Here is a 25,555-nt window from a genome sequence, read left to right as displayed (position 1 = left end):
ATAAAAAAAGCGATTTAGCAAAGACTTTTTGGAGGGTACGCAGAAAAAAGCTCAACTTTTGGTGAGGTCTAATAGTCAGAATTTCAATGTAGAAGCGCGATGTTGGAATTCAAAATGGCTAAGAATTATGCTTGTTGCCATTGACTGCCGGGAGGCTAAAACAGCAGGTTTTCCTTTGAGATGCTATTACTTCTTTCAAACATTAGCAGCCATTTTTTCTTATCCGTTCCCGCTGCATAACCGGTCATTGTTCCATTGCTTCCGATTACCCGGTGACAGGGTATGATGATTGCCAGTCTGTTTCTGCCGTTGGTTGAAGCGATTGCGCGGATTGCTTTAGGATTATTCATTCTCTCTGCCTGCTCTTTGTAAGTACAGGTCTGTCCATAAGGGATTTGCAGGAGACTTTGCCAGACTGCCTGTGCAAAATCGTTTCCAGGCGTATGAAGCGATACAGAAAAAGTTTTACGTAATCCCTGAAAGTATTCGCCAAGTTCTGTCTCAGCCTGTTCGGAATATTGATTTCTCCCTGGAATAATTCTTGCTTTCAGCAAATTACGAAGATCGGCGATTTCTTTCTCCAGCCTGATCCGGTTCGCGAATTCCAGTAGACAAAGACCTTGCAGTGTAGCTCCTGCCAGCATCGGGCCTAGAGGTGTAGCAATTTCTGTCATGTATAGCACAGAATCACTATCCGCATAATCTGAATTAATCTTAAATATCCAGCTGTATCGTTCAGCGAAAATCTGGTCTTCCGGTTTAAGTACTGTGTTCATGAATTCAAATATAATGGATAAAAGAATAGCAGAGAACCCGGTTATTGCTAGGCATAGGCATGTTTCTGCACAGTATTGTTGCGAACGGTGACAGTCCGGAGAATCGTATATCGACCATAAACATATTATGAATAGCGTTAAACTGATTCTGTAAATGGGAAATAAGAGATATCAATTGGTTTTGAATGCTGATCTCTGCTTCATTTAACAGTTTGTTAATATGTCCGTCATTTAGCAGCTCTAATTTCGCTTCATATTTTATGGGCGAAAACAATACTACCGTATTTGACGGAGACCTTGTACATAATTTCGATGGAAAAGCATTTGAGGATCTTTATCGTCGTATGTACCCTACGCTTAAAAAATACGCTGTCTATCTGGTGAGGGACGTTGAGGATGCGCAACTTATTTTAAATGATGTGTTTATAGCCATCTGGAAAAATAATATCCGCATTTCAAACGAAAAGGCATATCTGTTCCGGGCGGTAAAAAATGCCTCCTCCAATTATCATAAAATTTCCAAAACAAACTTTTTGCATATAGACGAACAGGAGAGTCTGGAAGTTTGGGATAAAGCGGCAGACCCATCTCAGATTTACCTTGATAAGGACAGAAACCGGATACTCTACAATCTGATTGATCAAATGCCCGAGCGCAGGCGTTTGGTTTTCTATATGTACCGGATCGATGGTTTCAGCTATAAAGAAATTGCAGCACTGTTAGATATTTCCGTCCGTACGGTCGAGGATCACCTTGTCAAAGGCTTTCAGTTTTTGCAGGACATAGTGCTGAAAAATGAAACGGAATTCCGGTAGATAAACTCTTAACCGTTTGTTAACGCAATGTTAACGTTTTGCGGCCCGTAATAGATGCCAGGTTTCTTGTCTTGTCTGTATAAAAGCATGAGGATGGACCAAGAAAACTGGAAATTTGTACTTGATTATTTATCCGCAAAGGAAAATGCACATGGCAACGTTCAGCAAATAAAGCAGGAAGAGAAAAAAATACAGGAATGGCTGAGTAAAGATCCTAAAAATCAACAGGATCTTGAACATGCTTTATGGTTATGGCAAATTAGTGCTGTGCCACCCGAAGATGATGATTGGAAAGAGAGTTTTAATACTATTCAAACTTCCTTGTCTAAAGAAGTTTCTCCAAAGACTGTTAAGTTTAGATTTTGGATAGCCGCCGCTGCAGTTTTTACTGCGGTAGCTTTATCGACCTTCTTCTATAGATTGCAGCAACCAGTTTTGCAAAATACCGGAATTGACTGGGTCACAAAGTCTGCAGGCGCTGGAAAAGTTATTAATATAATATTGCCCGATAGTACGGAGATCTGGCTAAACTCCGGCAGCTCTATTAGTTTTCCCAAAAATCTGCAACAAGCAGCTTTGAGAACCGTGAAACTTAAAGGAGAAGCTTTTTTTAAAGTAAAACGAGACCCCCGGCATCCATTCGTAGTACATAGTTTAAATCTCAGAACCCAGGTGCTTGGGACTAGTTTTAATATCCGAGCATGGGAAGGGCACCGGTCTGAAGTGACGGTATTAACGGGCAAGGTAGCAGTTTCCAGAGACTCTGCAGGAGGCCAGTCAGCCGCTATTCATTTGCTGCCCAACCAAAAAGCAGCATATGATGTGCATTCCACTAATCTTTCTCTTGAAAATATTGGCAATGCTCAAACTGCTGCAGACTGGACAGAAGGGAAGATGACTTTTGATCAGACAGACTTACGAGATGTTTTCGAGGTAATAGAGAGGAAATACGACATGAAAATTATCACTGATCAATCTTTTAAAGGATGTAAACTCACCGCGCAATTTGATAATGTCAACTTAAATGAGGTGTTGAAAACCATTCAGCTGAGTCTGGATCTTCATTACACAATAAATAAAAAGACAATTTATATAAAAGGAGGTAAATGTAATTAGACAACTAACTATAAAGAAAAAGCCGAAGCATGTTGACGCATGCCCCGGCTATGATTTTCAATTTTATTTTAACCCATCACGATTAAAACACACAAAGTTATGAAAAAGTCCGCAGTGACTAATCAATTAATTTTTAAAGCAATGCGTTTTGTTAGTATCATTTATTTTCTGCTCTCTGTTATGTTCTTTACCGGACAGGCATCACCTTTAAAGGCGCAGGACGTTAACAGTAGAATCAGTTTCAATTTCAAAAATGGAACCTTAAATGAATTGCTGAAAAGCATTGAAAAGAAAACCAATCTATCTTTTGTTTATACGAATAAGGATGCTGCATTAAACAAAAGAATTGAATCTGTGAAAGCAGAGAATGAAATGGTCAGCAGTTTGCTTAGCCGCGTACTTGCCCCCGCTCAATTAACTTATATAGTCCGAAATAATCAGATTATTATTAAAAATGTTGTGCGGATTAAAGGGAAGGTAACGGACGAAAAAGGCTTGCCCATACCCGGCGTGAGCGTCATTGAAAAAGACCGCGATAACACTACCACTACCAGTTTAAATGGCGAATATAGTCTGAATGTAAGGGATGCATCAGCTACAATTCTATTTAGAATGATGGGGTATCAAACTAAAGAACTGGCTCTGAACGGAGAAACGAAGATTAATGTAAGTTTGGTTCCGGATGAGACTGCTTTATCTGAAGTAGTTGTTACCGCACTCGGGATTAAGCGTGCCGAAAAAGCACTCGGTTATTCTATAGCCACAATAAAAGGTAGTGACGTGAATACCGTAAAAGAAGTAAACGTAGTAAATTCACTGGCCGGAAAGGTTGCTGGTGTAAATGTGGTAAGCGCAGGATCTGATCCAGGTTCGACTGCACTGATTACCATTCGCGGGCAATCTTCAATTGCGACGGATAACCAACCGCTTTTTGTGGTGGATGGCGTTCCGGTGGCACATTCGCTGCGGCCGACTTCAGAGGTGGGCCGTTCTTCTATTGACTACGGAAGCCCCGTCGCCGATATCAGTCCTGATGATATTGAAAGCATTACCATACTGAAAGGTGCCAGTGCCGCGGCTTTATATGGCAGCAGAGCGGGAAGTGGTGTTGTACTGATTACTACAAAGAGCGGATCGGCAAATAAAAAAGGTCTCGGGATAAGCTTCAATTCAAATGCCATGTACGATCAGGCCTGGATGTTCCCTCATTTTCAGAATCAGTTCGGGGCGGGAGATTTTACTGACGATCCTGCTTCTAACACTTCCTCTGCCTGGGGCCCGCGCCTCGATGCGGGAACTAAACACCTGCAGTGGAATAGCCCACTTGATGCGAGTGGAAAGCCTGTGCCCACAGACTGGGTATCCCACCCTGATAATGCAAGAGATTTTTATAAAACAGGTTCTACCTACACGAATAATATTGCCATCAGTGGTAAAAACGCCGATGGTAATTATAGGCTTTCCTATACTAACATGGTCAATAAAGGTATTGTGCCGAACACAGATCTGAGCAGGAATACTTTGAATCTTGCTGCAACGTACGTATTGCATCCGCGGGTAAAAATCAGTACTAATATCGGGTATGTAAATAATAAAAGTGATAACCGTCCATCTGCTTACAGGGAAAGTGTTACTCAAATGGTTTATTCTATGCCTTCCAATATGAGTATTAAAGATTTGAAAAATTACTGGAAACCCGGCAGGGAGAATATTGAACAGTTTTCTCCGGATGATTCCGATAACCCTTACTTCGTAGCTTATGAACATACTAATGGTTATGACAGAAACCGTTTGACCGGGAATATACAGGCCGTAATTGATGTGACCAAAGAGCTTAGTGTGATGGTGCGTACCGGTCTTGATATGTATAATGAAGAGCACGAAACCAAGCGTCCCTTTAGCTCTAAACGATTTAAATTTGGAGGTTACGGTGTCGATAACTCTTACTTCAAGGAGCAGAATTCTGATTTCCTGATTAATTATAAAAAGACCCTGAATCAGGACTGGTCTTTTGGCTTGTCGGTAGGAGGTAACCAAATGGATCAGACTAGCAGAAGTACTGCACAGCGTACTGAAAGCTTGAGTATTCCCGGAATTTATAATATCAACAATGCGCGGGCAGGAACTATAACGAATGCGCAGTATAATTCCCGTAAACGAATTAATAGTTTATATGGAATGGGTCAGGCATCATTCAAGGATATGGTATTTCTTGATGTGACTGGCAGAAATGACTGGTCAAGTACATTACCCGAGCAAAATAATTCTTACTTCTACCCTTCGGTGTCATTAAGCACTGTTTTAACTGATTTGCTGAAGATGAAGTCCGACTTGTTGTCATTTGTTAAAATCAGGGCTAACTGGGCACAGGTAGGAAGTGATACGGATCCTTATCAGCTATATAATACTATTCCTTTCAACCAGGATTGGGGTGATGTGAAAAGAGCTACTATAGAGTTTAATTTGAAAAACAATTTCCTGAAGCCGGAAATAGCTACTTCCTATGAGTTTGGTGGAGATCTTCGCTTTTTTAAAAACAGGTTAGGTCTGGATGTGACCTGGTATAAGACCAATAAAAGAAACCAGATTATCAATATTCCAACTACGATCGCTTCCGGAGCATCAAATCGTTTAATCAATGCCGGGAATATTCAGAACAGTGGCTGGGAAATCGGGTTGAATGCTGTTCCGGTTCAGGGTACATTCAAATGGGAAGTGAACGCAAACTTCACAAGAAATGAAAATAAAGTGATCTCCTTACTGGAGGGTTTGCCCGAGTATTCTATGGGTAGTGCAGACGGGGATAACATTCGCTACTTAATTAAAGAGGGAACCAAAATAGGAGATTTCTATACACCGAGTTACACAAAGGTACCAAGCGGGCAGTATGCCGGAGCAGCTTTACTGGATAAAACCGGACATTATATCCGCAATAATTCGGAGTATATAAAAGTTGGAAATTATAATCCTGATTTTACCATAGGTCTCAATAATACCTTCAGCTATAAAAATCTGACACTCAACTTCCTTTTGGATTGGCGCAAAGGTGGAAACTTCTATTCATACGTGGTTAAAAGTTTAATCAATGCGGGCCTGACAGATAATACACTTGTGGGCAGAGACGCAGAAACCGGGGGTCTGCCCTGGGTAGATTCGCAAGGGAAGCAAAAGAATGACGGGATGATCATTCCCGGCTATATTGCCAATGCAGACGGGACATACAGTGAAAATAAGTTAGTTATTGCAGCCTCAGATTTTTACAATAACACTTACAACAAATATTACGAGCGTCTAACTTATTCTGCTTCTTTTCTCAAGCTGAGGGAAGCATCTATAACCTATGTGTTCGGCAAAAACGTGTTAGGAAAGCTTCCGATAAGCAATCTCTCGGTTTCGTTGATCGGCAGAAACCTATACACCTGGACTGCCAATGGACTGGGCTACGATCCTGAAACGACCATGAGTGTCACTGAAGGGTTTAAGCAGGGGGTAGGACACTGGACATTACCCGGTACACGTTCTTTTGGCTTTAAATTGAGTTGTAACTTTTAATCAGTATAAAAATGAAATTAAGATATAAAACGATCCTGGTATTATTTATAGCGGTACTGGGTGCCTGTACCAAAGATTTTGATACCATTAATACGAATCCAAACTCTCCGGAAAATACTAATACCGAGTTCCTGATGTCTGAGGTAGTTTTATCTACTGCATATGCTTATCAGGAGAATTCCGTGAACAGAAGACCTGCGTCCGCTGCAAGATATCTTACACTGGTACGTAATACTGGTTATGACTTATTAGACTGGGGGCCGGTGGATTGGGACGATATTTATGCCCGGTTGTCTGTAAATAATACACTATTGGAGACTGCTCAAAAGCGTTCGGAAAGTCAGTATATCGCAATCAGTAAAATCATGAAAGCATTTAATTTTGCCTACCTGACCGATCTGTATGGAGATATCCCTTATACGCAGGCACTAAAGTCGAAAGAAAGTAATGTCATTTACCCTGAATATGATCAGCAGCAGGTTATCTATCCTGATTTATTGAGAGAGCTGCGGGAGGCTAATGATCTTCTAAAAGCAAACGCGGAAGAAATTAATGCCAAGGGTGATGTGATGTTTAGCGGCAGGGCATTGCAGTGGCGTAAGTTTGCAAACTCATTGCGCTTAAGAATGCTGTTACGTATTTCTAAAGCGTATGCTCCAGCGTTCGCAGAAATGCAGGCGATTATTAATGATAAGGCCGCATTTCCTGTGTTTGAAGGTAGTGCCGATAACGCAGAAATTCCATACTTGGGAAATTTGGCTGCGTATAGCTGGCCTGGAGGCCCCCTTGCTATGATTGATTTTGATTATCAAAAAACAAAAGTGAGTAAGGAACTGGTAGACAAACTCATTCAAAGAAACGACCCCAGGCTCGGGGTTTGGGTCGAACCGGTTAAAAGTACCACGGGTTCGACGGTAGACCCTAATAAATTCGTAGGTGTGCCCAATGCAATTGATGCGCCTGCAGCATATAATGGAGGAGAGGATCATGTGTCTGTTTTTTCGTCAGCGTTTTTCAGAAAGAATGGTGGGTCTGCAAATCCTTTATTGAAAGCAAGTCTGATGACTTATACTGAACAATGCTTTATTCTGGCAGAATCGATTCAAAAAGGTAAAATCACTGTTCCGGGAGAGACTGCAGAGTCGATGTATTACAAAGGAATCAAGGAGTCTATGAACAATTACGGAGTAGTCGTTTCTTCAAATTACTTTGATCAGTCCATTGTTAAATATGACGGCACACTTGAACAACTGATCACACAAAAATGGATTGCCATGTTATTTAAAGGTTCAGAAGGCTGGTTTGACCAACGGCGGACTGGTTATCCTGCTTTTGTGACGGGTCCTCTGGCTGCTGGCAGAGGGATTCCAAAACGTTATGTTTTTCCAGATTCTGAAAGCGCGAAGAATAAAGTAAGTTATCAGAAAGCGGTATCTGTCTTTGGCCCTGATAACGAATCTACTTTAATGTGGTACCTGAAATAATTTTAAACCTTATAAGATGAATATTTTAAATAAATATATATATAGTACTGCGCTAATTATCGTTGCAGCTTTTACTAACATACAGGCGCAGGACTTCGCTCCAAAACCTTTTCCGGACCGTGTTATTTTAACCTGGAAAGGCAGTACTTCCCTTAGTCAGACGGTAACCTGGCGCACCGATACTACAATTCTGGGTTCTAAAGCACAGATTAAAGCTGAAGATTCCAGTCCGGCTTTGGAGGATGCTATTACTACTTATGATGCTAGTTCACGTTTATTATCTGGTGGCGAAAACTATGCTGTTGCCAAGTATCACCATGTTACTTTTGACAATCTTAAGCCTGGAACGGTGTACGCTTACCGCGTGGGCACCGGTGATTATTGGAGTGAATGGTTTCAGTTTACAACAGCGTCAGACCGGGACAAACCCTTTTCTTTTATTTATCTAGGTGATGCACAGAATGATATCCGCTCAAAATGGTCGCGCGTAATCCGAAGAGCATTCTCCCACGAGCCAAATGCGCGGTTTATAATCCATACAGGTGATCTGATCAACCGATCTAATAATGATAAGGAGTGGGGTGAATGGCATTATGGTGGTGGATTTATCAATGGAATGGTTCCAAGTATGCCCTCTCCAGGGAATCACGAATATGTGCGTGATGACAAAAGGAAATTGATTCTGGACCCTCACTGGGGCGTACAATATACGTTGCCTGGAAACGGACCGGCAGGTTTAGAGGAATCTGTGTATTATATAGACTATCAGAATCTACGTGTGATCTCATTGGATTCTCAAATGATAATCCTTGACGAGGCTTCTGCAAAGGTTCAGTATGAGTGGCTAGAAAAGGTTTTGAAGGAAAACACAAAACTGTGGACAGTTATAACTTTTCACCACCCTATCTTTTCCACTGCCAAAAGTAGGGACAACAAAGAATTCAGAGAGCGGTTTAAACCATTATTTGATAAATATCATATAGATCTGGTTTTGCAAGGGCATGACCATACCTACAGCAGAGGCCAAAATCTGCCCCGCGGACTATCGGGCAGAGAAGCCAGCGGACCGGTATATCTGGTTTCAGTCGCCGGTCCTAAAATGTATAAAGTAGATGGTGCTAAATGGATGAATGTTTCCTTGGAAAACACACAGCTTTTTCAGGTTATTCATATTGACGGCAAAAACCTGAAGTTTGAAGCTTATAAAACTTCGGGAGACTTATTTGATGCCTTTTCCCTAAAAAAATCGAGCAGGGAAACTGCAGCGGAATTTACTGATATGAACCCTGCTGCAAAGCAATAATAATAGACTAATGAAGTATAAGGTAAACCTGCTTACGTTAATATGCTGTTGTTCTGTATTTGCAACGTCCGGGCAGCACAAAACTATGACACTTCCCAAAAGTAAGAACAACTTTATCGTGATAGCCCACAGAGGAAGCCATCTTGTAAAACCCGAAAATAGTATAGCGGCAATTCAGGAAGCTATTGAACTCGGAGTGGATTATGTTGAAATGGATCTTCGTACAACCCGTGATGGCCACCTTGTTTTAATTCATAATGAGATGGTAGATCGGACGACAAGTGGTAAGGGGCGGATTCAGGATTTGAACCTGGATGAAGTAAAGAGACTAACCTTGATTGCTAAAGACGGCCATATTCATAAGTTACCGCTTTTTGAGGATGCTTTGCGCATTTGTAAAAACCGTGTTAATGTTTACCTGGATTTTAAGGATGCTGATGCAGTGCAGGCATACCGGGAAATCAGAGCTGCGGGAATGGAGGCTCAGGTACTTGTTTATATCAATACGGCAGAACAGTATAAATCCTGGCGGAGAGCAGCTCCAAAAATGCCGTTGATGTCTGGATTGCCAAAGTATATACGCACAGAAGGAGAGCTTGCTTCCTATCTTGCCGAAATGCCTTTAGCAGCTACTGACAATCTTCCGTATCAGTCTCTTCTTTTTGCTATGAGAGAGAACGGGCTATCCGTATTTTTGGATGTGCAGGCATCTGAAGAAGATCTGGTAAGCTGGAACACTGCTATAAATAAAGGAGTTCAGGGCGTCCAGACTGACCACCCCGAAGCCTTAATCAAATATTTAAAACAGAATAATCTGCGTAGACGTGTAAAAGTGCCGATCCATTAATACTCAGAATTTAGTTAATGAAGAGGCTGTACCAGAAATGAAGTGAACCCAAATTTTGACAAAAAATCGGTTCACAACAATATGGTACAGCCTTTTTATTTATACGAATTTTGGGTGATAATGAGTATTACTCTATATTAAAGGCAGTATTGGTTGCTTTGTATGTATGGTGTGATCTTTCAGTTATAAATTTACTCATTTTGAATTAGATATAATTCTTGGTTTATTGGCGGTAAGTAATCGGTGTTTGATCAGGTAACTACCATAAATTGTAAATAGATCAAAAATTGGTAAGTATACCACTTTTCTGAAAGACAATTTTTCAAATTTATTTATTGTACTTTACATATATATCTACTACGAAATTAATATCAACTCCAGTTTAGGAGTTCTATTATATTCCCGTCCGGGTCTGAGATGTAAATAAACCTAAATACACCGATATTATCAAAATGATGTTCGCTTAGCTCTCCAATTTTCGATGCTCCATTCTTTAATGCTATTGCTAAAACCCCCGCAATATCCTCTACCTTAAATGCGATATGTCCAAATCCTTTTTGATTGGCTAGGTGTCTTTCAGCATTAATCATTTCTGAATACTGATAGATTTCTAATGTGGGTCCATTATCCCCATAGCCAGGTAGCCGTAATTGTACCCCTTGTAAATTCGCGTTAAAGACGCCGGTGCCTTTTTCAAGCCACTCCCCTTGATAGTTTCGTATAGGTGGAATCGCTATGCAATTAAACACGATTTCATAGAAACGTGCAAGTTCCTTCCAATCCTTTGTTATAATGTTGGTATGCGCATACTTTATGTTCATGATGTAAATTTTGACTTGATTGTACGTAACGGTATTATACGTAACGGTATTAAAGTTAAGATTTTTTTGAAAAGCTTTGTGCGGCCCGCATGGCAAAAATTATTGGCTGATCTCGGTATAGAGCCTCAGCCCATTGAGCAGCCTCTTGATATCTCTATTCCTGAAAATAAAATGATGTTGGCTTTCTATCTCGCAGCTCCAGAGGTTGAGAACGATAGAAGAGCGCTCAATACTTTTCATGGAATGAGAAGAGCAAGGAAAGAAGGGCGATGGATGGGGCCTGCGCCCATAGGCTATACTAACAAAGTAACCGAAGACGGGCGGAAAGTATATTTGTCCTGTAGAGCCCCAAGCGTCAATAATGAAGTGGGTATATGACGAATTGTCCACGGGAAAGTGGTTCATTGATCAAATCTGGAAGGCAGCATCGGATAAAGGGCTGAAGACAGGTAGAAAAAATTTTTGGCAGATTATTAGAAATCCTATTTACTGCGGTAGGATACCAATTGCAAAATATAAAGAGGAAGAAGCTCATACTGTTATGGGGCAACATAAAGCGATAGTTTCGGAAAGAATCTATTATAAAGCCATGGATGTTTTGAACGGCAGAAACAAACCAAAAAAGACGACTATATCTTCTCCTGATGCGCTTCCCTTGCGTGGCTTTCTGATATGTCCAAGGTGCGGCTAAATGCTCTCAGGTAGTGCTTCAAAAGGTTACAGCAAGCACTATCACTATTACCATTGCTTTTCGAAATGTGGTGTAAGATATAACGCTAAAAAAGTCAATAAGCTTTTTGTGGAGAAATTAAAAAAAATATACTATAGATCCACTGTTGCATGAGGCGTATGTTATGATTTTGAAACAGGTTTATCAAGCTTTTTCAAGTGAAGATAATAATGAATTATCAAATGTAAAAAACAGCTGGAGGAGTTTAATAATAGAATTTCTAAGGCTAGGGACAAGATGCTCAATGATGTAATTCTTGATTTTGAGTACAGGAAAATAAAATCAGACTGTGAAAAAGAAAAATCCTTATTCTTGAAAATAGACTCATCGATTTATCCAGGGGAAAAGAGAATATTGGCGAATTAATCGGAAAAGCGATTGGGTTGCTCAAAAACCTTCATGAAACATATATAGAGGCAGATTCTGAAGGAAAAAGACGATTAATTAGTTCGATCTATCCCCAAAAACTCACTTTTGACGGAACACAACATCGAACTGTTCGAATGAATGAGGCTGTACGCGTTCTAGGCACTTTAAAGGCAGTTTTTGAGGGCAAAAAAGGGGCGAACCAAACAAAAATCTGATTTGCCCACTATGGTAGCCCAAACGGAACAAATCTCGAACCACTTTTTGGAGGATTTGGAGAGGTTGGCAAATATTGAAAGCGATTAAACAATTCCGTTCAATATCCCTTTATTTTGAAAAGTCAAATAAAAGATGATGTATGATAAATTCCTTATCAAATCGTTTATGTAAGCTATCAAATGTAAAACTATTTTCTTCGATAGAGTTATCTGTAACTTTTATTAAATCGCCTTCGGGAGTAGTATGTAGTTTTTCTTTCAGCCTTGTGACAAGGTTATTCTTAATGGGAGGAATATCTCCTGTCAATATGAAGCCAATCATTCCCCCAAAATTTGAATTTTGGGCGTATTTTCCATTGAAGTATCTTAAAACCCCGCCGTCAAAAATATTCTCACCATTACTATCCTTTTTGTATGTATTACAGCATACATATTTATTTACCAAATCCTGACTACCGTCTAAGTTTTTACACTCAAAGAAAAAATCTTTGTTTTTCCAATATGTGTTATGAATGGTAATATCATAGTTTCCTTCTACATTCTCATCATTCGTTTCTTCTCCCTTTACAGAAAAATTTAGTCCAAATTCCCAGTTTGCTTTTAATTTCAGGCGAATAAATTTTGCAATTTCTCGTTCTATTCTTGCAGGTTTATTCTTCCTCTCAGCTTCTATCTTTTCTTTTAATTCTTCATTATCATAATTCTTGTAGAAAGATAACAAATGATAAAATATCCATTTTTTCCAAAACACATCATCTAAAGTCTTTAGTTGACGAGTATCAAATGGTAATGGAGCAGGCTTCTCAGTCCTAATGTATTCTCTCTCCATTCTCATTTGGTATTAGGTGTTTTAAAATATCTTGCCCATCTTCAAAAGCTTTTGTTTCCGTCCAGTTTATATTTCTGTCATCTTTAATAATATATACACAATCTTTCCCAAAGATCTTTTCTTGATTTGCTAAAAAATTGGCGTTAGGATTTTGCTCAAAAATCTCGTTTAGTAAAAACTTTTTAGTTTTGTCAGCTTGCGGACTAATGGAACTATTACCAAATGAGATTTTTACAACAATCAAATTGAACCCTACAAGAGCTTCATCTATATTTACAGCGCATTCAAAATAAAATCCTATTATCTTTTTTAATATGTTTTTATAACTATCTAAAGCCTTTTTCTTCCTTCCAATCTTCGCCTTAGGTAAAAAGTAATCTTTAACCCTCTGCTTTTCCCAATATGACAGTTCGTATAAGTCGAAAATTAGTTCATTTAGTTTTAGTTCCTTATCTGAATATTCAAACTTACCTTCAGACAAATGCTTGCTTAAATCAGAAATTTCAGACTCTAACTTTGAGTTCAATTCTTTTGGTATTGGAATATTTAAAATATCATCATTACCTATTCTTGAATACGAATCAAGAATCCTCTTTCTAAAGTAGAAATCTAAATAATACTGTACGATATGAGAGTTTAAAATCGCTTGAAATAAGTAATAGCTCTGTTCATTTTTCAATTTTATTGTATAGACAGAAAAATCAAAATAGTCATTTCCCTCAGAATAAACACAATTCAATTTACTTCCGATTCGAGTAAACATTAATTTCTTTCCTAAATAAACATCGCTGTTTTTAATAGGCCTTTCAAAATTACTTAGGTCACTAATAAACTTTTTACTAGGTAATTTAATAAAAGGTTTTAGGTTAGAGGGTTTAATATACGGCTTGTCATAGATAGTCGTTGAATAATCACTAAAGCATTTGTTAATGAATTTTTGTAAATAAGTTTCTTTTTCTACTACTTTAAGTTTGCTCCAGACCTTTTTTGTTATACCATATTCTTTCTTTCTAGCCGTTTCACCCCAAATTTGAAAACCTCTTCCTATTGAACAATAAAAATCCTTCAATTTTAAATTAGCCCCCAAATTTGATACTAAAATATTGTCATATTCATTTCCGACAAGAAAGTCTCTTAGCCTAATCTCTCTCTGTATAAACTCACTTTGAGCAATTTCAATGACTTTATCTTCTTGGATAATTAATAGCTCAAACGGTTTTTCAGAAAACAATCCTAAATCCACAGGATAGTAATCAATAATATTGTTTTGGAAGATATTTGTGAAAACAATTGCTATAACACTTTCTTGTGCTTTTTCAAACAATATCTTTTTTACTCTTGATAACTCATATATTTTTTCAATTCCATAAGCGGAATAAAAGAAATCTTGGAATTTAGTTGCTTCATTGTAAAAATTAGAACTATTTGATATAAATCCTAATCTTGTGCTTTCATCACTCCATTCTTTAATTTTCAATAGAAAGCATTGGGAAATCTGATAACCGTCAATAACATCTTTGGCAATTATTTTTTTTCCTGAAGCATTCAATTCATAGTTATTTGTGAAGTATTTGGCATCTTCACTTACCTCTTTTCTTACAAATGGAGGATTTCCTATAATGTATTTGAATTTCTTAGATTCGAATGCTTTTTTTTCTATATCTAAAGTATTCTGACAAATGATGTTTTGATAAAAATTAAATTCATTAAATAAGTTAATTTCATTTTTTTGTTCTAATTCGTTAGTGATAAACTCCTTAATGTCTGAAGGATTAATTCCTTCAAAAATCTGTAATGAAAGAGAAAAAATAGTAAATCTTTGTGCTGTTGGTTCTTTTTCTATACCAAATATGTTGTCAGACAATAGTTTTGTCCTAAACCTAATTTTATCAATATTATCTTCAGGCTCTAAATTCTGTTTTCGAGCTATTTCCAAAAGCTTTTGATATCCTGTAATCAGAAACATTCCAGAACCACTTGAAGGGTCTAAAATAGAGCCTATTTTATCTTGCTTGATTACATCATCTACGATTAGTTGCGCTAACTTTTTGGGAGTATAAAATATACCGTTGTCTCTCTGCTTTTCAGACAGAAAAACTTCATATGTATAACTTATAAACTCAATTGGTAAAACATCAAACTTAAAATCAAATAATCTTAACTGACCACTCTTTAGGTTTGACTGGAAAGAGCTGGAAATAAGATTACAAACATCCGTTGTTAAATATTTCTCATTTATTTTTGGCGTATCAAAAAGCGAATTATTGAATATTTCGTGAATGTGACTGTATAATTCATTAATTTCCTTTTTTGATTCATTTTCTAATAAAACCCTGTAATTAAGTGTTTTGTCTTGAAAATAATATCCATAAAAATAAGAGTTAATAATGTGTTTATCCTCTAAATACTTAATGTAAAGTGTTCGGTCAATTAATGCCTGTACTATTACATTTCTATCACTATCATCAGAAATTGATTGGATTAAAAGATTGCTTAATTGCTCTTTTAATTCGCTCAATGTTGCAACTAATTCTTTATCTATTCCTTTGTATTTGGATTTAGCTAGAAACTCTTTATAATTTAACCAAAATGCACCACTGTCAAATTGCCATTTCTTTATTTCATCAATCTTATTCAAATCTTTTGAGGTGGTTGAAAAGACCTCTAAAACACTATCGCTATTTGAAACTTTAGGAGAATATTTGGCATATAATATTTTTACTTTGTCAGCTTGAGCAGAATAATAGAAAATTATGTCCGCATCGTTCTTATTCCAAACATATTTTCTAAAGTGCTCAAGTTCTTCTTCTTCTAAAGACGAAGTAAGAAGGTAAAAAGAAGTATTGGTATTATTTGGGCTTTTATAGAAAAAAACCGAGTTTTTAAGATAAAGTAGTTTCTGACTCAATATCAATAGCTTTTGGCTTCAAATCAACATCGAAGTCAAACCCTAAATTAGAAAAGAAATCTACATAAGTCATTGATTAATATTTTTTAAACATAAACCTCTTGCGTAAAATCATAAACATTTTTACACTTGGTTTAATTGTGTTTTTATTTTATATCTAACTGTATTTCAATAAATTATCGCTATTTAAAATTCCTGAATATGTTTTTCAAAAACCGCTGTTGGATAATTTAAATATAAAAATGTTATTTGTTTACAGGGTAAAGATACTAATTATAATAGCTGAGTTCTATCAGACTAGTTTATTAATTTAATATGTTTTAAGCTCTTCTAAACTTCTACCAGAAATATTTTTAAAAACGGTAGACATGTCTGCTTCTCTCAAACATTGTGCTCCAACCCGAGCTTCTAAAGCGGTTATTGTTTCTTCATATAGCTCGTTTAAAGTTTTATTCTTACAGATTGGCTGTGGCTGAAAAATATCAGATTTGTCATTATGTGACATACCAATAACTGCATATGTTCTTCTATCGGTAACACAATAAAAAGATTCTGCATTAATTCTTGCTTCAAGATATAAACAAATATCATCTAACGCTTTAAAGGTGTATATGTATTCTTCTCCCGAATCGGAGTGAATTGAAAATTGAATAAAGGAATTTCTTTCTACAACTGTATCAAATCTATATTTTTTCAATTCATTGATTATCTCAAAAGTATCTTGCAGTTCCTTTTTGAAGTAATTTGATTTTGGGTTATAATGAGATGTTTGATTCAAAGCTCTTTCCCGATATCTATCTAACTTTTTTAAAAGTATAACATTAAATCCTAGGTGGTTAAAAAAATCCGTACACTTTACAATTAATGTGCCTAAAGTTTGAGAAGTTATGGATATAGGTCGCCCATCCTCTTGCCGAAGAAATTTAGATGGTATAATCCCTTTAAGAACCTCTTCTAAAGCAGATCTTAAATTATTACCACAAGCATTATAATCAATATTCTCAACATCATTAAAATAATATAAAGCTTTTTGCAAGTATGATTTGTGTGTGGTTATTGATGGAATTCTTTTACCATCAATTTGAGTTGCTTCATATAGTTCAAAAATCTTCCAATGATCCAAGTATGCGTCATCTAGTATCGTTTTATTTTACTCACCTTTTTTCTTTAGCTCAGCTGCATGAGTAACTTTAATATAACTAAGAGCTGATTGAAAGAAAACTCTATCATGAGTTAGAGGGTAATCCGAAGGGTGGCTGCTTAGTATGTCTTTACACAAGACGAAGTCGCAGTTTTAGCCGACGTGTAGGTGAGCATATACTAAATGATGGCTGAGGTATTTAAAGTGACTGAGAGTAACGAAGGAGATTGTGAAGGGGAAGGAAGCTATCACGGAGCAATGACGTTTGCGGAAAGCATTCATGTATGACATGATATATTCTAAACTGAGTGAATCCAGGATAAACTTATCATAGATGAATGAAGGCATATCTGGCATTCCTAATGCACCGCTTACAAATGTGGAGTACTCCTCCCTGACTCTTTAAGAGGGCCACCTGCTCAACAGTATAATTAAGGAAATATTCGTTTAATCTATCGAAGTCTACATTAACTTTAAAATCTGACATAGTTTGGCTTGTTGAAGTCTGACAATATCCAAAATAAATTCTATTCCTTCTATTTAAGGTGGGTAATCTATTCTTGGATATTCTATTTGGGCGAGAATATCATTAGTGATATGCTAAACGATTTTGGCGTGCGCCAAAGGATGCGCCAAATCTCTCCGAATTAAATAGGTTTTGATGGGTATTATGCTATATTTGAAATAAGCACATGTTTCCGAAAAATCACGTAATAGCCATTTAAGGGCATAAAAAAAGCCCATCTTTCGATGAGCTTTGGTAGCGGGGAGCAGAATCGAACTGCCGACCTCAGGGTTATGAATCCTGCGCTCTAACCATCTGAGCTACCCCGCCAAGGGGATGGTATTTTTTAGAGTTGCAAATATAGAATAAAATACTTTTCTTTAGAAAAAAAAGTTAAAATAGTTTACAAATAGCAAGATATAAGCGATTTAAGATGTCAGAAAAGAAAAAGTTTACCCTGGAATATGAATTGAAATCGTCTCCACGTATTTTGTTTAGTTTTATCAGTGAACCAAATGGCCTTTCTCAGTGGTTTGCTGATGATGTGGTTTTTAGAGACCAGATATATACTTTCACCTGGGATGATGAGGTGCAGAAAGCAAAAATGCTGAGCTTTAAAGAGAATAAGATGGTTAAGTTTAAATGGATCGACGATGAGCCTCATTGTTATTTTGAGATGGAAATCGTTCAGGACGAACTAACCAATGATGTGGCGCTCGCAATTACTGATTTTGCAACTGATGAAACCTTAAAAGAAAGAACCCAGATATGGGATAACCAGATAACCTATTTGCTGAGTGTAATTGGTGCATAGATTTTCAGGTACATTACCTACCTTTGTGTATTGAAAAAGATTCACATACTCCTTCTTAAAGCATTCATAAGGCCTTTTATCGTCACTTTTTTTATTGTGATGTTTATTTTGCTAATGCTTTTCCTATTTAAATATGTCGATGATCTGATAGGGAAAGGGTTTGAGTGGTATACTATTTTGGAATTGATGTTCTACGCATCAGCTGCGAATGTATCTATGGCCCTGCCACTGGCCATTCTTCTATCTTCAATAATGACTTTCGGTACACTCGGTGAGAACTATGAACTGGTTGCTATCAAATCTGCAGGGGTTTCCCTGCAGAAAGCTATGCGGCCTTTGCTTGTACTTATTATGTGTATTGCTTTTGCGTCCTTCCTTTTTTCAGAATATATGCTGCCTAAAGCAAATTTGAAATTTGGTTCTCTGTTATGGGATGTCCGTAATAAAAAACTAAGTTTTATGATTAAAGAGGGGGTCTTCAACAATAGTATTCCTCAATATTCAATCCGGGTAGACAAAAAAGTGGGAGATGGTAGTTCGCTGGAAGGGGTTATGATTTATGATCATACAGGGAATAATGGTGTCGCTAAGATTATCATGGCCAAAAGTGGTACTATGAATACCACCAGCGACCAGCAGTTTATGATCCTGAAGCTTAAAGATGGTATTCGGTATGAAGAAGCAAGCGGGCAGGGTGGAAATTACAATCCGAGGCAGCAGCTGACCAGAATGCGTTTTGGGGAAACCGAACAGAAATTTGATCTGTCTAGTTTTAAAATGAACAGGACCGATGAAAATAGTTTCCGTTCCAATAATCAGATGCTTAACCTAAAAGGCTTGACGCATAAACAAGATTCATTGACTAAAGAATTGGATAGTATAGATCGTTTTGCTAAAATAAGTATGGGAACTTATCTCAAGCAGAATGGTTACACCAAAGGATATAGTAAGATCAAAATTAAGCCAATAACCTTTAATAAGGGGGTTCTTGAGGCCATTCCTATAGATAAAAGAGCCTCAGCTGTTCAGGAAGCATTGAACCAGGCTGCTTCAGCCAAACAATCATTGGAAATGAAAGTGCAGGATCACAAAGACCGCAGAACGGCTTTGATAAGAATCAAAATTGAATATCAGCGGAAATTTACGCTGGCCGTATCTTGTGTTTTACTGTTTTTTATAGGGGCCCCATTAGGCGCAATTATCAGAAAAGGGGGGCTTGGTCTTCCGGTAGTTATGGCAATTGTTTTCTTTCTGGCTTATCATATTATTTCTACAGTTGCTGAGAAATCTGCTAATCAGGGAAATATTAACCCGATGCTGGGAATATGGATGTCAATTATTGTGCTCACCCCGATCGGGGTATTTCTAACCTATAAAGCAACAGTGGATTCTGCCTTATTCGATATTTCTTCTTACAAAGCTTTGATAACAAACTTATTCAGTAAGAAAAAGAAGGAGGAATCATAATCAAATAGATTTGTTCAAATCTGTTAATGATGAGATTTTACAGACTTTATTATCTGCTTTAAGGTTGTAACTTTGTATATCTGGTTGCTGAATAAGGTGGTTTTTGGTGTTACCTCCCAGACTGAATAACGTATAAAATGGAAATTAAATTAAATACGATAGATGAAGCTATCGCCGCTATAAAAGAAGGTAAAGTAGTTATCGTTGTGGATGATGAAGATCGTGAAAATGAAGGCGATTTTCTAACCGCTGCCGGAAATGCAACTCCGGAAGTTATTAATTTCATGGCTACTTACGGCCGGGGTTTGATTTGCGCCGCAATCACTGAGCAACGTTGTGATGAGTTGGAACTTGAGCTGATGGTTGGTAAAAATACAGCAGCATATGAGACAAATTTCACTGTTTCTGTAGATTTAATCGGCCATGGTTGTACCACCGGCATCTCTGCTTCTGACCGTTCAAAAACGATCAAAGCATTGATAAATCCTGAAACGAAACCAGAAGAACTTGGGAGACCCGGACATATTTTTCCATTAAGGGCAAAAGACGGAGGCGTAATCCGTCGTGCAGGTCATACAGAAGCTGCAGTCGATTTAGCTGTTCTTGCAGGCATGGAGCCCGCTGGAGTTTTGGTTGAGATCATGAAGGAAGATGGTGAAATGGCCAGACTCCCGGATTTGATTAAAATCGCAGCGCAACATCAACTCAAAATTGTGTCTATCAAAGACCTCATCGCTTATCGCCTGAACAAGGAAAGTCTGATAAGGGAAGAGGTGAGTATCAGTCTCCCTACAGAATGGGGGGATTTTAAAATGACTGCTTATACCCAGCTTGAAAATAACGCAACTCATCTTGCACTCAGTAAAGGGGAGTGGTCAGCAGAGGAGCCTATCCTTGTCCGTGTACATAGTTCTTGTGTAACGGGTGATATTTTCGGATCCTGCAGATGCGATTGTGGACCACAATTGCATAAAGCAATGGAAATGATCGATAAGGAAGGCAAGGGCATTATTGTATACATGAATCAGGAAGGCCGTGGAATAGGGCTTGTAAATAAATTACTTGCATATAACCTGCAGGATGCTGGATTCGATACTGTTGAGGCTAATATCAAATTAGGCTTTAAAGGTGATGAAAGAGATTATGGTGTGGGTGCACAAATTTTGCGCGCCCAGGGTGTGAGCAAAATGAAGCTGATGTCTAACAATCCTACAAAAAGAGCCGGGCTTATCGGCTATGGTTTAGAAGTTGTCGAAAATATTCCGATTGAAATTACCAGCAATTCCCATAATGAGATTTATCTTAAAACCAAGCGTGATAAAATGGGGCATACGATTATGAAAGGATAGCCACTATTTTTGTTGTTGCAGTCGTTTTTCTTCGTTAATGATGGCCTCTTTGTTGACGGATTGATTCATCTTTCTGTCTTGTTGATTGTTTTGCTCTTTCCGCTTCTGTTCCCTGCGGATTTTACCGGATAACCGCTGAAGGAATTCTCTGAAATTATCAAATTGCTGATTGTAGATCAGTCCGAGTGAGGTTACATTAACGTTCTGTGTAATTCCTGCATTTGAAAATATACTTTGTTGGGTAGGCGGCTTATTAGCCAGCTTACCTATCAAGGTTCCATCCTTGCGGATCAATGCAAGGATTTCCACCTCACCACCGACATTGGCACTATTGAAACCTATAGGAGAAAGGTCATTAGTACTTCGTCTGTCTACCACACCCGCATTCACTACAATACGGTCGTTGAAAAACTTGAAGGAAGCACTAGCCTCACTTAATGAGCGGATATTAATATCAACGAAGTCCAGGTTTAAGGATGAGAGCACATTGTTAAACTGATTGAAGAGGAGTTCGGTAGCAGTACTTGTTACCCCTGATGTAACCTGTCTGCCTAAATCTTCATTTCCATTTCCCGGAGCGAAGCTTCTTCTGATAATTAAACTGAATGCCTGCATATTCAGATTGTTCGCATCATTAAAATAAGCTTGTAACTCTTCTTTTACAACAGGATTGGATGGGAAGAATATGTCAAGCTTAATATCTGGTTTTAAGAGTAATCCGCTCAACCCCATTTCCACTTCCACCGGAACTCTCGTGTCTACCTCATTTGCAGATTTACTTCTGTTAGCTGCAAGGTACAGGTCCTTGAGTCCTGCCCGGAGTTCGTAGATAGCTTTTAATTGTATCTGAGCCTGGGTTGGATTACCAGTCCAGCGAATCGTCCCACCCTGGCGTATGTTGAATTTTTTATTTATAATCTCTTGCGCAGTGAAGTCGAAGCTACCAGACTCAATAATATAGTCACCAGACATTTCGAAATCGCCCAGACTATTAATTTCCAGGTTTAAATCCGCATTTCCTTTTCCACTCAGGTTCCCCAAATTCGTGAATATGTTTGCGGTACTGCTAGGGTCGACCTGTAGCTTAAAACTCATAGTCAATCCATCAAAACTAGCGGCATTTTTACCGGTTTCGGTAGTGTCTTTGCTAATGAAAGTTATAAAATCTTTACTACTAACCGTTTCAGAACTGTTAAGAGGGAGATTAAAAACGGTTCCTTTTTCGGTCTTTGCATCAATACCAATAAACATTTTATTGGTCGGACCCCGGAATACAAATGTACCGGTCGCAAATGCTTGTCCATAATAAAGTTCACTATCTTTCGCTGTCGTATTTAAAGCCATGAAATTTTTGGCTTTGATTGAAATGTCGAGTGTAGGAGTACTGATTTTATTCAGATCTACAGTTCCGTTAGCTGTAGCAATATTGCCACCTGTGTCTTTTAGATTTAGATTGTTAATTTGGATAATACTGTTCCTCACTTTAACCTCATCCGAAATTATATAAGTTGTTTTAAGATAGTTAACCATCAGTTCTGCTTGATCCAGCTTCAGATCTCCGCCAATTTCAGGCGCAGAAAAATCTCCTTTAACTTCGATGTCAGCCGATATGCGTCCCTTCAGATTAGAGACAAGCTCACTAACAAACGGCGTGAGAATGGCCAACTCGCTGTCGTCCATTTTCACTGTCAGATCCAGTTTCTTTTCTTTAAGATCTAAGTCACCATCAATCTTAAACGTTTCTTTCCCATTGGTATTTATACGCGTGTATATATTCGCCATATTGGTGAACTGATTATAAGAGGAAGTATCTGTTAATGTGCCTATAAGGGTTTCGTTAAATAAGAGCGAGTCTATTTTGATATTATCGCCGATCTGAGGTGCTTTAAGTATACCATATATTTTAGTCTCACCATTTAGTCTTCCACCCAAGCTGATACCTTGCGATTTAAGGAATGGATTGATTGTCGTTAGACTGAAATCTTTGAAACCAACAATCAGTTCATCAAGCTGATCTTCCGAAATAATTCCGTCTATAGTAAGCATTTGTCTACCATTGGTTAGATCGAAATTACTTATCCTTGTTTTTCCTTGTTGGAAATTAATACGGACCTTCTCCTGGATAGCCCAGTCTTCGTTATTAATCTTTAACAGAGAAGGCAGAATGCTGATCTTTGCCGTGGTATCTTTGCCGAATTCCACCAGGCCGTTTAAATCCAGTTGGTTGTCATCTTCTGCGTTTGATAGTTTTACGTTGAGAGAAAGACTGTCGTTTCGCAAAATATTTGAGATATTCACGTTTTTGATAAAAAGGCTGTCGTTGAGGTCTACCCGGTCTGACGTTATAATAGTCTGCAACGCATTTGTTGTCGTATTTTCATCGATAATTATATTATTAGCAACAACACCTTTATAAGTTAGCTTTTTCACGAAGCCATTTAGCGTTGCGATATTTTTTTCTGAATCAAAATTTCCAAACAGTTGTGCTTGCCCTTCAATTGATAGGCCAGGAACCAGCAATTCCGCAACAGGTTCGAAACGTTTAACATCCAGATTAAACTGGAAAGCTTGTTTGCCGGACCTCACTATATCAACTTGAAGAGAGGGGATATAGGTCTTAGCCAGTGCCTTATAGTAGGATGGAAGTGTATTCAAATCGTACTGCCCACGGATACTTGCGTCCACTACATCTGAAGAAATCTTCAGAGTCCTGTCAGCGCCAATACCTTGAGCTTGTAATTGTAGTGAATCAATATGGTAAATACCCTTAACATTGTTTAGTTCGATTGCCTGAACCAATAATGTACCTTGAATATTATTGAGGTTTGTTCCACTAAAATTGGTGCTCAAATTTGCGTCTACCATCAAAGAGTCCTGCATGAGATTGAGGGCTTTGAGTTTCGCTTTTTTTATTTGAGCCTTAAAATTAAATTCAGGTAGTTTGGGATTAAGATTCACTCCGCCGTCAAAATCAAGAAAGACATTTTTGTCTCTGATATTTAAGGTTCCATCGAAATATTTTTTATCAAACGTTCCGTCAATTTTAACATTGGAATAGCGATAGCCGTTGAAATCGATATAGCTTATATCTCCGTTGATCTTTTCAGTTAGGTCATCTATTTCTGTTCCCCGTCCTTTAATGTAGACTGAAGCAGATATTTTTCCTAATGTTTCTTCATTCAGCAAGGACCCGATGCCAAAATCAAATGTTTTGACGTTTCCTGTATAAGATGGAACACCATCTTTATTGATTTTCATATTTACATCGGATACAACGCGCCCTAGTTTTGTCTTAAATTCACCAAATGCTATAAAGTCATTTTGAAATCCTGTAAAGTTTCCTTTGAAATAGATATCACCAAATTTCTCCATGATTACTGGAATTACATTTTTCCTGTTTCCAGTAACCTGTTTTACAACCTCATCAAGATCTTTTTTGTTGGAAGAGGCCATATCTACTTTAAATTCCATGAAAGTTTCCTTAAGTAGAGGAAGTCCTTTAATATTGAAATCTCCTTGAATATATGTTGCCTTTCCTGCCTTCACGGCTAGTTTTTTTGCTTTTAGATTATTTACGAGACCAGTAATTTGTCCGTTTATATCCAATGCCAGTTTCATTTGACCAAGGGCGGGAGTGAAATAGGCTACGTCGCGAGCATCAAGATGACTGTTTTTGAAGCTGGCCTTCATCCTGACTTTTCTGATATAGTCGTTAAAATCTGCAAATTTGCTAAATCTCATTTCATAATAATCAGAGAGATTACTATTGTTGGTAATGAGGCGTAGTTTTTTCAATTCTATCCGATTGGTATCTACTGTCGTTTCAGCAGTCAGGTTTTTTAGGAAAAAGCCGCTTTTTTCTTTAAACGTCAAGTTCTTTATGTTAGCCTGAAATAAATGATCTTTGGTATTTAACTCCTCAAAAATACCGTTCATATTACGGAGCTCGACATCGTCAAAATTTACCCCATTAACTACGGAGTCGACATTGTAATCCTTATACTTCAAGCTAAGATTATTTAAAATAACTCTATTGAAGGTAAGATCGTATGGTTTTTTCTTTTTCGTTGTGTCGGTAGGTGAACCTGAATCAAAATAATTAATGATAAAATCGAGATTTGTTCCGCTGTCTTTTCCCTTGTAAGATTTCAGGAAGAATAGCCCGTCATTAAGCTGTACAGTATTAATATCAATAATTCTTTTGTCAAAAGATAGTTGATTAAGGTTTACTATGAACTTTTGGGTATGCAGTAGAGTATCTTTCTGCAGGTCTAGTACAACTAATTCTTCAAGCACCAATGAAGTGAATGGTTTAACGTAAATGCTTTTAAGAGAGATGGTTGTCTGTAACTCTTTAGATAGATATGCAGCTGCTTTTTTTGCAACGAAAGTTTGGACTGGCCGGAACTGCAGCGAAAATAGGACCACAGCCAGCAACAGCAGAATTGATGCAATAATCCAAAGAAGTATTTTTAATAGTTTTTTGATATTTTTGTAGCTTAATAATAATCAAC

17 protein-coding genes and 1 tRNA gene are annotated in these 25,555 nt (G+C 37.7%); 11 read left to right on the top strand and 7 right to left on the bottom strand.

Going from position 1 to position 25,555, the window contains the following annotated elements:
- Positions 1–155: 155 nt before the first annotated feature.
- Complete coding sequence (locus tag BM192_RS17145; RefSeq protein ID WP_201771394.1) at positions 156–776, bottom strand: methylated-DNA--[protein]-cysteine S-methyltransferase; 621 nt, start codon at positions 774–776, stop codon at positions 156–158.
- Positions 777–1,036: 260 nt separating this feature from the next.
- Here BM192_RS17145 and BM192_RS17140 point away from each other — a divergent pair, with 260 nt between their 5' ends.
- The 6 genes from BM192_RS17140 to BM192_RS17115 all read left to right on the top strand — a co-directional run bounded on the left by BM192_RS17140 (position 1,037) and on the right by BM192_RS17115 (position 9,893).
- A complete protein-coding gene (locus BM192_RS17140; RefSeq protein WP_037442449.1) occupies positions 1,037–1,591 on the top strand; it encodes an RNA polymerase sigma-70 factor in 555 nt (184 codons plus the stop codon).
- Positions 1,592–1,684: 93 nt separating this feature from the next.
- Positions 1,685–2,707 (top strand): FecR family protein, encoded by a 1,023-nt coding sequence (locus BM192_RS17135; protein ID WP_074964063.1) that lies wholly within the window; start codon positions 1,685–1,687, stop codon positions 2,705–2,707.
- A gap of 99 nt (positions 2,708–2,806) precedes the next feature.
- Positions 2,807–6,259 carry a SusC/RagA family TonB-linked outer membrane protein gene (locus BM192_RS17130; RefSeq protein ID WP_051760048.1) on the top strand — a complete coding sequence of 1,151 codons (3,453 nt, stop codon included), beginning with the start codon at positions 2,807–2,809 and terminating at the stop codon, positions 6,257–6,259.
- A gap of 11 nt (positions 6,260–6,270) precedes the next feature.
- On the top strand, positions 6,271–7,743 hold the full coding sequence (locus tag BM192_RS17125) for a SusD/RagB family nutrient-binding outer membrane lipoprotein (protein WP_051760047.1): 1,473 nt from the start codon (positions 6,271–6,273) through the stop codon (positions 7,741–7,743).
- A gap of 16 nt (positions 7,744–7,759) precedes the next feature.
- Entirely contained in the window at positions 7,760–9,046 is a 1,287-nt protein-coding gene (locus BM192_RS17120) for a purple acid phosphatase family protein (RefSeq protein ID WP_074964061.1), read from the top strand.
- 10 nt (positions 9,047–9,056) lie between these two features.
- Positions 9,057–9,893 (top strand): glycerophosphodiester phosphodiesterase family protein, encoded by an 837-nt coding sequence (locus BM192_RS17115; protein ID WP_070808215.1) that lies wholly within the window; start codon positions 9,057–9,059, stop codon positions 9,891–9,893.
- A gap of 371 nt (positions 9,894–10,264) precedes the next feature.
- Here the strand turns inward: BM192_RS17115 and BM192_RS17110 are convergent, their stop codons facing one another.
- Positions 10,265–10,714 carry a VOC family protein gene (locus tag BM192_RS17110; RefSeq protein WP_074591267.1) on the bottom strand — a complete coding sequence of 150 codons (450 nt, stop codon included), beginning with the start codon at positions 10,712–10,714 and terminating at the stop codon, positions 10,265–10,267.
- Between the two features lie 102 nt (positions 10,715–10,816).
- Here BM192_RS17110 and BM192_RS17105 point away from each other — a divergent pair, with 102 nt between their 5' ends.
- Both BM192_RS17105 and BM192_RS17100 read left to right on the top strand, forming a co-directional pair.
- Positions 10,817–11,092 carry a recombinase family protein gene (locus BM192_RS17105; RefSeq protein WP_083401140.1) on the top strand — a complete coding sequence of 92 codons (276 nt, stop codon included), beginning with the start codon at positions 10,817–10,819 and terminating at the stop codon, positions 11,090–11,092.
- On the top strand, positions 11,076–11,405 hold the full coding sequence (locus tag BM192_RS17100; protein WP_051759487.1) for a recombinase family protein: 330 nt from the start codon (positions 11,076–11,078) through the stop codon (positions 11,403–11,405). The genes BM192_RS17105 and BM192_RS17100 overlap by 17 nt, the downstream gene beginning before the upstream one ends.
- Positions 11,406–12,137: 732 nt before the next feature.
- Here BM192_RS17100 and BM192_RS17090 read toward each other — a convergent pair.
- The 4 genes from BM192_RS17090 to BM192_RS17075 form a co-directional block, all read right to left on the bottom strand.
- On the bottom strand, positions 12,138–12,857 hold the full coding sequence (locus tag BM192_RS17090) for a hypothetical protein (RefSeq protein WP_074964059.1): 720 nt from the start codon (positions 12,855–12,857) through the stop codon (positions 12,138–12,140).
- The gene (locus tag BM192_RS17085) at positions 12,838–15,765 is read right to left on the bottom strand and encodes an Eco57I restriction-modification methylase domain-containing protein (RefSeq protein ID WP_037437897.1); all 2,928 of its coding nucleotides are present in this window, start codon (positions 15,763–15,765) and stop codon (positions 12,838–12,840) included. Before BM192_RS17085 ends, BM192_RS17090 begins: the two co-directional genes overlap by 20 nt.
- A 310-nt stretch (positions 15,766–16,075) precedes the next feature.
- Complete coding sequence (locus tag BM192_RS17080; RefSeq protein WP_037437896.1) at positions 16,076–16,888, bottom strand: hypothetical protein; 813 nt, start codon at positions 16,886–16,888, stop codon at positions 16,076–16,078.
- Positions 16,889–17,664: 776 nt separating this feature from the next.
- Positions 17,665–17,741: transfer RNA gene (locus BM192_RS17075), tRNA-Met, on the bottom strand.
- A gap of 103 nt (positions 17,742–17,844) precedes the next feature.
- On the opposite strand from BM192_RS17075, the gene BM192_RS17070 reads away from it, so the two are divergent.
- The 3 genes from BM192_RS17070 to BM192_RS17060 all read left to right on the top strand — a co-directional run bounded on the left by BM192_RS17070 (position 17,845) and on the right by BM192_RS17060 (position 21,041).
- Positions 17,845–18,225, top strand: coding sequence for an START-like domain-containing protein (locus BM192_RS17070; RefSeq protein WP_037437895.1), 381 nt, complete (start codon positions 17,845–17,847; stop codon positions 18,223–18,225).
- Between the two features lie 30 nt (positions 18,226–18,255).
- Positions 18,256–19,692: an LptF/LptG family permease gene (locus BM192_RS17065; RefSeq protein WP_037437893.1), complete on the top strand. Its 1,437-nt coding sequence runs from the start codon at positions 18,256–18,258 to the stop codon at positions 19,690–19,692.
- Between the two features lie 137 nt (positions 19,693–19,829).
- Positions 19,830–21,041 (top strand): bifunctional 3,4-dihydroxy-2-butanone-4-phosphate synthase/GTP cyclohydrolase II, encoded by a 1,212-nt coding sequence (locus BM192_RS17060; protein WP_037437892.1) that lies wholly within the window; start codon positions 19,830–19,832, stop codon positions 21,039–21,041.
- Between the two features lie 3 nt (positions 21,042–21,044).
- Here the strand turns inward: BM192_RS17060 and BM192_RS17055 are convergent, their stop codons facing one another.
- A complete protein-coding gene (locus tag BM192_RS17055; protein ID WP_234797586.1) occupies positions 21,045–25,469 on the bottom strand; it encodes a translocation/assembly module TamB domain-containing protein in 4,425 nt (1,474 codons plus the stop codon).
- Positions 25,470–25,555 lie beyond the last annotated feature (86 nt).

It is taken from the genome of Pedobacter antarcticus, assembly GCF_900112985.1.
Lineage (GTDB): Bacteria > Bacteroidota > Bacteroidia > Sphingobacteriales > Sphingobacteriaceae > Pedobacter > Pedobacter antarcticus.
Note: the sequence above shows the minus strand (reverse complement) of the source record. Positions and strands in the feature narration are given on the sequence as shown.